14 protein-coding genes are annotated in these 11686 nt (G+C 63.5%); 2 read left to right on the top strand and 12 right to left on the bottom strand.

Features of this window, described 5'->3' with window-relative positions; genetic code table 11:
• Window positions 1-69 precede the first annotated feature (69 nt).
• Both QMX78_RS16720 and speD read right to left on the bottom strand, forming a co-directional pair.
• On the bottom strand, window positions 70-384 hold the full coding sequence (locus QMX78_RS16720; protein ID WP_282271637.1) for a multidrug efflux SMR transporter: 315 nt from the start codon (window positions 382-384) through the stop codon (window positions 70-72).
• 143 nt (window positions 385-527) lie between these two features.
• A complete protein-coding gene (speD, locus tag QMX78_RS16715) occupies window positions 528-1322 on the bottom strand; it encodes an adenosylmethionine decarboxylase (RefSeq protein ID WP_282271635.1) in 795 nt (264 codons plus the stop codon).
• Window positions 1323-1472: 150 nt separating this feature from the next.
• Here speD and crp point away from each other — a divergent pair, with 150 nt between their 5' ends.
• Together crp and QMX78_RS16705 are read left to right on the top strand one after the other, a co-directional pair.
• Window positions 1473-2162: a cAMP-activated global transcriptional regulator CRP gene (gene crp, locus QMX78_RS16710; protein WP_282271632.1), complete on the top strand. Its 690-nt coding sequence runs from the start codon at window positions 1473-1475 to the stop codon at window positions 2160-2162.
• 531 nt (window positions 2163-2693) lie between these two features.
• Window positions 2694-3455, top strand: coding sequence for a sulfite exporter TauE/SafE family protein (locus tag QMX78_RS16705; protein WP_282271630.1), 762 nt, complete (start codon window positions 2694-2696; stop codon window positions 3453-3455).
• 156 nt (window positions 3456-3611) lie between these two features.
• Here QMX78_RS16705 and QMX78_RS16700 read toward each other — a convergent pair whose 3' ends face one another.
• From QMX78_RS16700 to QMX78_RS16655, 10 genes are all read right to left on the bottom strand, one after another.
• On the bottom strand, window positions 3612-4334 hold the full coding sequence (locus QMX78_RS16700; RefSeq protein WP_282271628.1) for a haloacid dehalogenase-like hydrolase: 723 nt from the start codon (window positions 4332-4334) through the stop codon (window positions 3612-3614).
• Window positions 4331-5125, bottom strand: coding sequence for an indole-3-glycerol phosphate synthase TrpC (gene trpC, locus QMX78_RS16695; protein ID WP_282271626.1), 795 nt, complete (start codon window positions 5123-5125; stop codon window positions 4331-4333). The genes QMX78_RS16700 and trpC overlap by 4 nt, the downstream gene beginning before the upstream one ends.
• A gap of 52 nt (window positions 5126-5177) precedes the next feature.
• A complete protein-coding gene (gene trpD / locus QMX78_RS16690; RefSeq protein ID WP_282271624.1) occupies window positions 5178-6215 on the bottom strand; it encodes an anthranilate phosphoribosyltransferase in 1038 nt (345 codons plus the stop codon).
• A 13-nt stretch (window positions 6216-6228) separates the two neighbouring features.
• Entirely contained in the window at window positions 6229-6741 is a 513-nt protein-coding gene (locus tag QMX78_RS16685; RefSeq protein ID WP_282271621.1) for a DUF1543 domain-containing protein, read from the bottom strand.
• Window positions 6738-7388, bottom strand: coding sequence for a LysE family translocator (locus QMX78_RS16680; protein ID WP_282271619.1), 651 nt, complete (start codon window positions 7386-7388; stop codon window positions 6738-6740). Before QMX78_RS16680 ends, QMX78_RS16685 begins: the two co-directional genes overlap by 4 nt.
• A complete protein-coding gene (locus QMX78_RS16675) occupies window positions 7382-7966 on the bottom strand; it encodes an aminodeoxychorismate/anthranilate synthase component II (RefSeq protein WP_282271617.1) in 585 nt (194 codons plus the stop codon). Before QMX78_RS16675 ends, QMX78_RS16680 begins: the two co-directional genes overlap by 7 nt.
• Window positions 7967-7969: 3 nt before the next feature.
• Window positions 7970-8764, bottom strand: coding sequence for an SIMPL domain-containing protein (locus QMX78_RS16670; protein ID WP_282271616.1), 795 nt, complete (start codon window positions 8762-8764; stop codon window positions 7970-7972).
• A 65-nt stretch (window positions 8765-8829) separates the two neighbouring features.
• Window positions 8830-10320, bottom strand: a complete 1491-nt coding sequence (gene trpE / locus QMX78_RS16665; protein WP_282271615.1) for an anthranilate synthase component I — start codon at window positions 10318-10320, stop codon at window positions 8830-8832.
• Between the two features lie 185 nt (window positions 10321-10505).
• Window positions 10506-11435 carry a lipid kinase YegS gene (yegS, locus tag QMX78_RS16660; RefSeq protein WP_282271614.1) on the bottom strand — a complete coding sequence of 310 codons (930 nt, stop codon included), beginning with the start codon at window positions 11433-11435 and terminating at the stop codon, window positions 10506-10508.
• 69 nt (window positions 11436-11504) lie between these two features.
• The coding region (locus QMX78_RS16655) for a hypothetical protein (protein WP_282271613.1) at window positions 11505-11686 on the bottom strand (182 nt) is incomplete at its 5' end.

Raw genomic sequence — 11686 nt, 5'->3', positions numbered from 1 at the left:
GAGCCATGCTCGGCTGGAGCTTTGCCGGGAAAGCCTCTGCCGAGCATGGCTCGGCACTACCCTGCTACCTCAGCTGACCAGCTTCAGGCCGATCACACCGGTGACGATCAGGCCGATGCACAGCAGGCGTGGCCAGCTGGCACTGTCGCCGAACAGGATCACGCCGGCAATCGCCACGCCAACGGCGCCGATACCGGTCCAGATCGCATAACCGGTACCGACCGGAATGGTGCGCAGTGCCTGGGTCAGCAGCCATAGGCTGATGCCGGCAAACACCACGGTGAACAGGCTCGGCCAGAGCCGGGTAAAGCCTTCGCTGGACTTCAGGCCCAGCGCAAAACCAATCTCGAACAGGCCCGCAAGCAGCAGGTAGATCCAGGGCATCGCCAACTTCCTTTACAAAAAAAGACGGCGCCCCAGTGAGTTCACACCGAGCCGCCGTCGACAAACGTCTGCATCACTGCAGGGCGGGCCGTCCCGCCTGTTTTTTGCGCAGAACCGGCATGCCGGCGCTGCGCTGGTAGTGCTTATTCGGCCAGGTTGCGACCGTGGAACAGCTCTTCGATCTCGCGGCGCAGCAGCGCCTCGATCTTCATGCGTTCCTTGAACGACAGGTTCTTGGCCTTCTCTTCGAACAGGTACTGGTCCAGGTCGAAGTCCTTCAGGTGCATCTTGGTGTGGAAGATGTTTTCCTGATAGACGTTGACGTCGAACATCTCATAACGCGACTTGATGTTCTTGGCCAGGAAGTTCTGGATCGAATTGATCTTGTGGTCGATGTAATGCTTCTTGCCCTTGATGTCACGGGTGAAGCCACGCACGCGGTAATCCATGATCACGATGTCTGATTCCAGACTCTCGATCAGGTAGTTCAGCGCCTTCAACGGCGAGATCACACCACAGGTTGCCACGTCGATATCGGCGCGGAAGGTAGCAATGCCTTCCTGCGGATGCGTTTCCGGATAGGTGTGCACGGTGATGTGCGACTTATCCATATGCGCAACCACGGCATCGGAGATCAACTCCTTGCCGGCCTGCTTCTTGTCGATCACCGGCTCCTCGGAAATGAGAATTGTGACCGAGGCACCCTGGGGGTCGTAATCCTGACGCGCAATGTTCAAGATGTTCGCACCGATGATCTCTGCGACATCGGTGAGGATCTGCGTGAGTCGATCGGCGTTGTATTCCTCGTCGATGTACTCGATATAACGCTGGCGCTCCTCTTCGGTACGCGCATAGCAGACGTCATAAATGTTGAAGCTCAAGGCCTTGGTGAGGTTGTTGAATCCTTGCAACCTCAGGCGAGGCAACGGCTTGACCACGGCGGTCGATCCTGTAGATGGTGGGAAAGGCGGAAGTATGGGGCAAAGTGGCCCGCTGTGATACTTGCACCGTTATGCCCGTTTGCCCCTTATGCTCAGCGTCGTTAAGCTTGCCCATTAAGCAAGTTCATCCAAACTGTGAACGCCATCATGAGCCCAGGTAACGCCACCACCGCGTCAAACGTGCGTCTTGCCTCCAGCCCGCTGGCGCTGGACATTGCCACCATCGACCGCTTTCTGGCCCACAGCCACCGCCGCCGCTACCCGGCACGGACCGATGTGTTCCGCCCGGGTGACCCTGCCGGGACCATGTATTACGTGATCAGCGGCTCGGTCAGTATCATTGCCGAGGAAGACGATGACCGGGAACTGGTGCTGGGCTACTTCGGTGCCGGCGAGTTTGTCGGGGAAATGGGCCTGTTCATCGAGTCGGACAAGCGCGAGGTCATCCTGCGCACCCGCACCCCCTGCGAACTGGCCGAGATCAGCTACGAGCGCCTGCACCAGCTGTTCCTGGGTCCGCTGTCGGTGGACGCGCCCAAGCTGCTGTACGCCATCGGCTCACAGATCTCCCGGCGCCTGCTGCATACCAGCCGCAAGGCCAGCCGCCTGGCCTTCCTGGACGTGACCGACCGCATCATCCGCACCTTGCACGACCTGTCCAAGGAGCCCGAATCGATGAGCCACCCGCAGGGCACCCAGTTGCGCGTCTCCCGTCAGGAAATCGCCCGGCTGGTGGGCTGCTCGCGGGAAATGGCCGGCCGCGTACTGAAAAAGCTGCAGGCCGATGGCCTGCTGCATGCCCGCGGCAAGACCGTGGTTCTGTACGGGACGCGGTGACACACGCGCTGATACGTATTCACGTATCAACCCCATGGTTTGCAAAGCAAACCATGGGCCCCGGCTCATCAACCCCCAATTCCCCGCGCCTGTCGGCGCGCCGCCTTTACTAAAGGGGGCTGTCTGATCTGATTGATCTCGGGAAAATCCTTTGCCTGCGATCTGGTAGCCCGGGTAAGCGGCGCGCACCCGGGGCTTTTCGCGCGTTGGTGGCCACGCCCTCAGGCTCCCCCAGCAGAGTGATGTTTACCGACGTCCCGGGTGCGCTGCGCTTACCCGGGCTACGGTGTTGAAGTGTGATCTCTGTCGGAGCCAAAAATCTCATTCGCCATTGCGAACCTCCGGACTAGGTAGTGCTCAATGCCACGCCAGCTAACAATTCCGAATGCTGCGGGGGGACCTACCACTTCGCCGACATAGCTGCGAATTCGCGGCCGTTCGGCGCTGATATTGGTCAGGATTCAACCCAAACCATTACTTACCGATGTAGCTTTCCTTGACCTGCCCAGCCGTGGCCCGCAGGCTTGGGGCATGGAATTTGGCAACGAATTTTACTGGTTCATCCTGATCGGCCTCGGCGCGCAGCTGGTGGACGGTGCGCTGGGCATGGCGTTCGGGCTGATTTCGTCCTCGGTTCTGTTGAGCATGGGGCTGCCACCCGCAGCGGTCAGCGCCAGCATCCACACCGCCGAGGTGTTCACCACCGGCGCCTCCGGGGTCTCGCACCTGGTGGCCGGCAATGTGGACAAGCGCCTGTTCTTTCGGCTGGCGATACCCGGCGCCATCGGCGGAGCCATTGGCGCCTATGTGCTGACCCAGCTGCCTGGCGATGTCGTGCGCCCGTTCATCTACCTTTACCTGCTGGTATTGGCGATCTTCATCCTGGCCCGCGCTGCCGGCAAGTTCATGGCCAAGCAGGAAGTGAAGCGGGTGCCGGTGCTGGGCTTCTTCGCCGGCCTGCTGGACGCCACCGGCGGTGGCGGCTGGGGGCCAGTGGCCACGTCCACCCTGCTAGCCCGTGGCGGCCAGGCGCGCACCACGATTGGCTCGGTCAACGCGGCTGAGTTCGTGGTCACCCTGTCGATCTCGGCAACCTTCCTGCTTTCGATGGGCCTGCAGCACCTGTCCATCGTCGCCGGCCTGCTGGTCGGCGGGATGATGGCCGCACCGGTCGCGGCGCTGCTGGTGAAGCGGGTCAAGGAGCGCTGGGTGCTGATCGCCGTCGGCGTGCTGGTACTGTCGATCAGCGTGTTCCAGATTGGAATGGCGGTAGTGAAGCTGCGGGGTGCTTGAGGGGCATGAGGCGAGCTGCTATAGCCCCTCTCCCGTTCACGGGAGAGGGGTTGGGGGTGAGGGCAGCTTTTGCTTTAGAGCCTTAAAAGCTCCCCTCATCCGCCCTCCGGGCACCTTCTCCCGCTTGCGGGAGAAGGGATGCTGGCTCCGGCTAGATTACTGCCGCAGCGGCTTGCCGCCGCGCCCCGGGCAGCCCCAGTTGAGGATGGGGGTGCCGGCCGGCAATACCTTGCCGAAGTACTCCACCCGCGAATGCTTGGGGTTCACCACTACCGGTGCCTTGGCGGCCTTGAGCAGTGGCAGGTCGGCGGTGCTGTCCGAGTAGGCAATGGCGATGTCGCCGTAGCCGCGCTCGCGCAGCATGCGCATCTTCTCTTCGTTGTGGCAATGACGGGTGGCGCCCATCGCGCCCATGCGCGGGCCGACTTCGCTGCCGATCACCGGCACGCCCTGCTCGGCCACGAAGGCCAGGATGGCGCGGGCCAGCTCCGGTGGTGCGCCGGTGGCCACGATCACCCGGTCGCCGGCACGGCGGTGCGCGGCGAATACCTGCAGGGCGTGTGGCAACAGGTGCTGGCGGATCTCGTCCTCGTGCTTGAGCACGTACTGGTCGATCACCTTGTTGAACTCACGTGCCTGGTGCAGGCCGAAGGTGGCGATCCAGACATAGCCGGAAATGCCAAACCTACGCGTCGGCAGCATCGCCACCAGCGGCCCCAGCAGCGGCGTGGCGAGGATGGCCACCAGCAGCCGCAGCGGATTGCGCTTGATCAGCCAGGCGAACAGGTGGCTGCCGGAATCGCCGTCGTACAGGGTGTGATCGAAGTCGAAGACGACCAGTTGCGCGTCGTCACGCGGGTTCGGGTAGGGATCAGTCATGCCGGGAAGAATAGCTGACGCAGACCCTCGCCCGGCTCTTCGACGCGCATGAAGGTCTCACCGACCAGGAAGGCATTGACCCCGGCATCGCGCATCAGCTTGACGTCGGCCGGGCCCATGATGCCGCTCTCGGTGACCAGCACGCGGTCGCGCGGCACCGCATCCTTCATCGACAGCGTGTTTTCCAGCGACACCTCGAAAGTGCGCAGGTTGCGGTTATTGATGCCGACCAGCGGCACCGGCACCTGGATGGCACGTTCCAGCTCGTCGATGTCATGCACTTCGACCAGCACGTCCATGCCCAGCTGCATCGCCAGGTCGGACAGCTCGGCCAGCTGGCGGTCGTCCAATGCCGAGACGATCAGCAAGATGCAATCGGCACCCAACACGCGCGCCTCGACCACCTGGTAGGGGTCGATGACGAAATCCTTGCGCAACACCGGCAGCGTGCAGGCTTCGCGGGCCTGCTGCAGGTAGGCGTCTGCGCCCTGGAAGAAATCCACGTCGGTGAGCACCGACAGGCAGCTGGCGCCGCCGAATTCGTAGCTCACCGCGATATCGGCCGGGTGGAAGTCCGGGCGGATCACGCCCTTGGACGGGCTGGCCTTCTTGACCTCGGCAATCACCGCCGGGTCGCCGTTGGCGATCGCCGCGTTCAACGCATTGGCAAAGCCGCGTACCGGCGAGGCATCGGCCAGGCGCGCCTTCAACTCGGCCAGCGGCACGCGGGCGCTGCGCTCGGCCACCTCCTGCACTTTGCGGGCGAGGATGGTATTGAGGATATCGCTCATGGATCTGCTTCCTGGAAGACGGGCGTTGCTGACGCGGTTGATCAGGGGATTATCAGGGATTGCCGGCCAGCACGCGGCTGGCGTCGACGTACTGCTGCATGCGCGCACGGGCGCTGCCATCGGCGATCACCGCGCGGGCGCGGGCCAGGCCATCGGCGATGCTGTCGGCGACACCTGCCACATACAGTGCGGCACCGGCGTTGAGGGCGACGATATCGTTGGCCGGGCCCGGCTGGTTGTCCAGCACCGCGCGCAGCATGCCGATGGACTCTTCCGGGTTCTCGACCTTGAGGTTGCGACTGGCCGACATGGCGATGCCGAAGTCCTCCGGATGAATTTCGTACTCGCGCACCTTGCCGTCGCGCAGCTCGCCCACCAGGGTGCCGGCCCCCAGCGAGATCTCGTCCATGTTGTCACGCCCCCACACCACCAATGCGCGCTCGGCACCGAGCTCACGCAGCACGCGCGCCTGGATACCGACCAGGTCGGGGTGGAACACGCCCATCAGGATATTGGTGGCGCCGACCGGGTTGGTCAGCGGGCCGAGGATGTTGAAGATGGTGCGCACACCCATCTCGCGGCGGACCGGCGCGACCACCTTCATTGCCGGGTGGTGCATGGGCGCGAACATGAAGCCGATGCCGGTCTGCTCGATGGCTTGTGCCACCTGCTCGGGCTGCAGCTCGATCACCGCGCCCAGCGCTTCCACCGCATCGGCGCTGCCGGACTTGGAGGACACGCTGCGGTTGCCATGTTTGGCGACCTTGGCACCGGCAGCGGCGACCACGAACATCGAACAGGTGGAGATGTTGAAGGTATGCGAGCCATCGCCGCCGGTACCGACGATGTCGACCAGATGGGTCTTGTCGGCAACCTGCACCGGGCGCGCGAACTCGCGCATCACCGTGGCGGCACCGGCGATCTCGCCGACGGTTTCCTTCTTGACCCGCAAGCCGGTGAGGATGGCGGCGGTCATGGTCGGCGAGATCTCGCCACGCATGATCTGCCGCATCAGGTCGACCATCTCGTCGAAGAAGATCTCGCGGTGTTCGATGGTGCGTTGCAGGGCTTCCTGCGCGGTGATGGTCATGACAACTCCAGAATCAGGAAATAACGATGTAATCGCTTTGGCTGTGGATGCCGGCGTGTGCGCCACGCAACAACTGCACGTGCAGGCCGCCGATCGGCCCGACCGGCAGGCAGCTGTCCACTTCCAGCAGTGCATCGCGGTGCGGTTTGATCCACTGTGCTTCGGCCTGCGCCAGCGCCTTGCGCTTGGCCTCGACTGCATCGGCAGCGACCACCAGCAGGTAACGGTGGTCCTCGCCGAACTGAGCATCGACGTAGCCGCCGAGGTTGACGAAGAACAAGGTCGGCGCGTCGGCCGCAGGCGCGTCATCGGAAATGCGTACCTGCCAGTCATCGACGCCATCGACCGTCATCCACGAATCCAGGTGCAGGCCTGCAGCCTCGCCGAACCACTGCTGGCGCAGCTGCGGATAGGTCTGTTCGATGCTGGGACCAACCGCGAACACCACGTCATGCACCTCGGTATTGGCACGCGCATGGCGGCCACCGAGCATCACCACGAACAAGCGGAAATCCTCCAGACTCACGGCGTCGGCCTCGCGGTGAGTGCCAGGCGCAGGCCGAAGCCGATGAACAGCACGCCGGCCAGCTTGTCCAGCCATTGCATGCCGCGCGCGGCCCAGCGGCTGCTGCGCACGCGATCGGCTGCCAGCACGTAGGCGGCATTGATCGGCAGCGCGTTGACCATGAAGACCAGGCCCAGCAGCGCGAACGCCAACGGCTTGTTCTGCACCGACGGCGCGATGAACTGCGGCAGGAAGGCCAGGAAGAACAGCACCACCTTCGGGTTCAGCACATTGGTCAGGAAGCCGCCGGCGAATACCTGCCACCACGAACCGGCACTGCCGCTGCTGGCGGCGATATCGGCCTGCAAGGTCGATTCACCGGTATTGTGCAGCAGGCGCACGCCCACCCACAGCAGATAGGCCGCGCCGATCCACTTGATCACGGTGAACAAGGTGGCCGAGGTCGCCAGCAGCACGCCCAGGCCCAGCGAGGCCAGCGCCACATGCACCAGGCAACCGGCGCTGATGCCGGCAATCGCGGCGAATCCCGCACGACGTCCACCGCGCAGCGAGCGGCTGATGATGTACAGCACATCCGGGCCCGGGGTCAGGTTCAACAACCAGCCCGCGAGCATGAACAACAGCAACTGGCTCGGTTCGATCAACATGTGCGATCCAGGAAGTTCTTCATCAGCGCGTGGCCGTGCTGGGTGAGGATGGATTCGGGATGGAACTGCACGCCTTCAACCGGATATTCGCGGTGGCGCAGACCCATGATTTCCTCCATCGAACCGTCCGGATTCTCAGTCCAGGCGGTGATTTCCAGCGCCGCCGGCAGCGTGTTCTTGTCCACCACCAGCGAGTGGTAGCGGGTGGCCTCGTAGCGGTCCGGCAAACCGGAGAACACACCCTTGCCTTCATGCCGGATCGGCGACACCTTGCCATGCATGATGTTGCTGGCACGGATCACGTCACCGCCATAGATCTGGCCGATGGCCTGGTGGCCCAGGCACACGCCGAACAGCGGAATGCTCGGGCCGAGCTGGCGGATCACCTCCAGCGACACACCGGCTTCGTTCGGCGTCTTCGGGCCGGGCGATACCACGATATGCGAAGGCTTGAGCGCGGCGATTTCAGCGACGCTCATCGCGTCATTGCGCACCACCTTCACTTCGGCGCCCAGCATCTGCAGGTATTGCACGAGGTTGAAGGTGAAGCTGTCGTAGTTGTCGATCATCAACAGCATGATTCAGTTTCCATCGCTAATCAGAAATATGGCGTAGACGTTTTCGGTGTAGGTGATTGGCCTGGCTATCAGCTGCTCGCCGGGCGATGGTGCGGCATAGCCCACATTGCGGCTACCGCTAACCCGTACCCGGTCCAGCGAATCGCTTTCCCTATGGAAGGTGTCCGCTCTGTTTACATTCGGCCAGCTACCGGCCTGCACACCGTAAGCAAAACTGGGGGCGACATCGGAGATCGTATAGAGGCCGATGATCTTCGCCCCATAGGCATCAGCGAGCCCCTTTGCCGATGCGCGCGTCTGCGCAGCCGCTTCGGCCTTGAGTTCAGCCCGCAGGCGCGACTCACCCGAATACAGCGGAGCGGCGGTCCGCACCTGAACCTCTTTGCTGGCGTTCAACTCACCAAGAAAGGCCTGCAACTGCTCAGGCTTCTCGAACGCACCTTCCAGGTCACGGCTGACGGCGGTACCCACAAACACATCCTCATCGTCCTTGTAACGCGTGGATGGCTCGATGCTCAGGTTGTCCATACGCACCGTCTCTGCGATGGCGCCGTGCTTGGCGAACAACGCCATGGTCCGCTCCGCATTGGCCTGAACCTTGCGCCGGGCGATATCGGTCTGCATATCCACCGACTCCAGCGCGATCTTCACCACGAAGCGATCCGGCATCACCTTGCGGCTGGCATCGCCCTTCACAAGCAGGTGCGGCTGCGACGGAATGGAGTTGGCCTGCGCCCACGCCTGCGGAACAGCGGCAAACAGCAACGATGACCACAGCAACATGCGGGGCAACTTCATGCGGCACTCCTTGTCATGGTGAGAGAAACAGTCGCTTTCGATGAAAGCAGCGTGCGCGACACGGCTTACAAACCCTTCGCCGCCTGCGCCACCGCACGGAACAGCGCGCGGCCCTTGTTCATGGTTTCCTGCCATTCGGCATCCGGATCGGAGTCGTAGACCACGCCGCCGCCAGCCTGCACGTACAGGTAACCGTCCTGGATCACCGCGGTGCGGATGGCGATGGCGGTATCGGCATCGCCGTTCCAGCCGATGTAGCCGACTGCGCCGGAATAGACATTGCGCTTGACCGGTTCCAGCTCGCGGATGATCTCCAGCGCGCGGATCTTCGGTGCGCCGCTGACGGTGCCGGCCGGGAAGGTCGCGCGCATCACATCGCTGTAGCTCAGGCCGGCCTTCAAGGTGCCGGTGACTTCGCTGACGATATGCATGACGTGGCTGTAGCGTTCGATCACGAACTGCTCGCCGACCTTGACCGTGCCCGGTTCGGCGACGCGGCCCACGTCATTGCGACCGAGGTCGATCAGCATCACATGCTCGGCGCGCTCCTTGGGATCGGCCAGCAGCTCGACTTCCAGTGCCTTGTCCAGCTCCGGCGTGGCGCCGCGCGGACGGGTGCCGGCGATCGGACGCACGGTAACCATGCCATCGCGCAGCCGCGCCAGGATTTCCGGCGAGGAGCCGACCACCTGGGTGCCGCCGACATCGATGAAATACATGTACGGCGACGGATTCAACGCGCGCAGCGCGCGGTACACGTCGATCGGCCGCGCGCGGAACGGCACGCGCAAGCGCTGACTTGGCACTACCTGGAAGATATCGCCGGCACGCACGTATTCCTGCGCCTTGCGCACCACTGCGTGGTATTCCTCGCGGGTGAACGAGGACTGGAAATCCTGCTCGTCGATGGCATCGGACACCTGCGACTGCGGGTAACCGGCGCCACCTTGACGCAGGCGGTGGGCCAGCTCATCGAGGCGACGGTTCGCGCGCGCCCAGGCCTGCGGCTGCGCCGGGTCGGCGTGCACGATCAGGTACAGGCGGCCCTTGAGGTTGTCGAACACCGCCAGCTCTTCGGACAGCATCAGCAGGATGTCGGGTGTACCGAGTTCATCCGGCTTTTCGCCCGCACCCAGGTGTGGCTCGATGTACTGGATGCACTCGAAGCCGAACCAGCCGACCAGGCCGCCGGTGAAGCCCGGCAGGCCGTCCAGCTGCGGCACCGAGTACTGCTTGCGCAGCACTTCCACCTCGGCCAAGGGATCAGCTACCTCGCGGCGCTCGACGACTTCACCCAGTTCACTGACTTCCAGCGTGTGGCCACGGAAGCTGTAAATGCGGCGCGCGGGCAGGCCGATAATGGAATAGCGCCCGAAACGCTCACCGCCTTCGACGGATTCAAACAGGTAGGTATACGGGCCGTCGGCGAGCTTCAGGTAGACCGAGAGCGGCGTGTCCAGGTCGGACAGCACTTCGCGGACGACGGGTACGAAATTATGCGGGTGTGCGCTGTGGCCTTCAGCGGCCAGCTGCTGGAACTGCTCTTGCGTGATCAAGACGGCTTTCCTTCCGGGAATCGACGGTGGCGGTACGGACGACGGCAACGGGCCACCATCGCCACCAGCGGCGAGCGGAAGAAAGGGAACGCTTGGTCGTCAGAATGGGCACCGCGCAACTCTACCGCAAGAACGGCGCCCGGTGTGCATCTGCAACATGATCAGATGCTTGCAATGGCAACGATTCAGCCGCCAAACAGTGGCGTTTCCGCCGGAAGATGCATGCGTACCCGCCCGGCCACGCACTGGACATGGAAGCGCCAGGCCTGCAGCGGTTCACCGTCCAGGTTCAGGGTGAGTGGCTGCTCGGCCTCGATCCACAACTCGCGCAGGCGGGCGCGTTCAGCCACCTGCTCCAGTGCGGCATGCTTGCCTTCGCTGAACAAGGTGCCGAGGGTAGCCATCAGTTCGCCGGACAGCTCAGGGATGATGGTCAGGTCCAGCAAGCCATCATCGAGCAATGCATCAGGGCATAGCTGCTGGCCGCCACCGGCCTGGCGACCATTGCCGACACCAAGGGCGATGAAACCGCCCTGCCACTCGAAACCCTCGCCACGGATGCGCGCCTGGATCGGCTCGATCCGCCCCAGCTTGCCGATCCCGGTGATGACGTAGGCCAGGCCGCCGAGCATCTTCTTCAGGCCTTCATGGGTTTCCACTGTCACTTCGGTGCCAAAACCACCGCTGGCCAGGTTGGCGCACCAATGGACCTTGCCATCGCCTTCCACGCGCAGCAGATCGATGGCACGCGCCTGCGTATGTGCTGGCAGCTGCAATGCCTGCAACGGTTCGACCGGAATGCCGGCAGCGGTGGCGAAATCGTTGGCGGTGCCCAATGGCAGCAAGGCCAATGCCGGCAATCGCGACGCACCCTGCCCGGTGTGCGCCAGCGCCTCGGCGACTTCGCTCAAGGTGCCGTCGCCGCCGCCTGCAATCAGCAGCTGCGCCTGCGCGGCGATGGCTTCGCGCACATAGCGCTCGGCGTCGCCGGCTTCCCAGGTCACCCGCACCTTGAGGTCCTGCCCCTGCCCGCGCAGCTGGGTCACCGCTGCACGCACGGCATCGTCGCCAGCGGACTTGCCATTGAGGATCAGGTAACAGGGTGCTGGGTGCATGCGCTTCTCCATTGAAGGCGCGCAGCCTAGCAAGTGGATTGCTGCGCCCGGGTGAATGTCACCGTGGTGTCACAGCGCATCCGGAGAATGAAAGGCCATAGCAAGGACGATGGATGGAGGCAGGATCAGCCTCCGATGATTCCCCGGCCGCAACGGCAACGTTGCGGCTTTTTTTTTGCGCTTCACCTGTAGAGCCGAGCCATGCTCGGCTGGGGCATTACCGGTAGAGCCTCTGCCGAGCATGGCTCGGC

The organism is Stenotrophomonas sp. PS02298 (genome assembly GCF_029959445.1).
Classification (GTDB): domain Bacteria; phylum Pseudomonadota; class Gammaproteobacteria; order Xanthomonadales; family Xanthomonadaceae; genus Stenotrophomonas.
The sequence above is the reverse complement of the archived record's forward strand: the minus strand, read 5'-3'. Positions and strand labels throughout refer to the sequence as shown.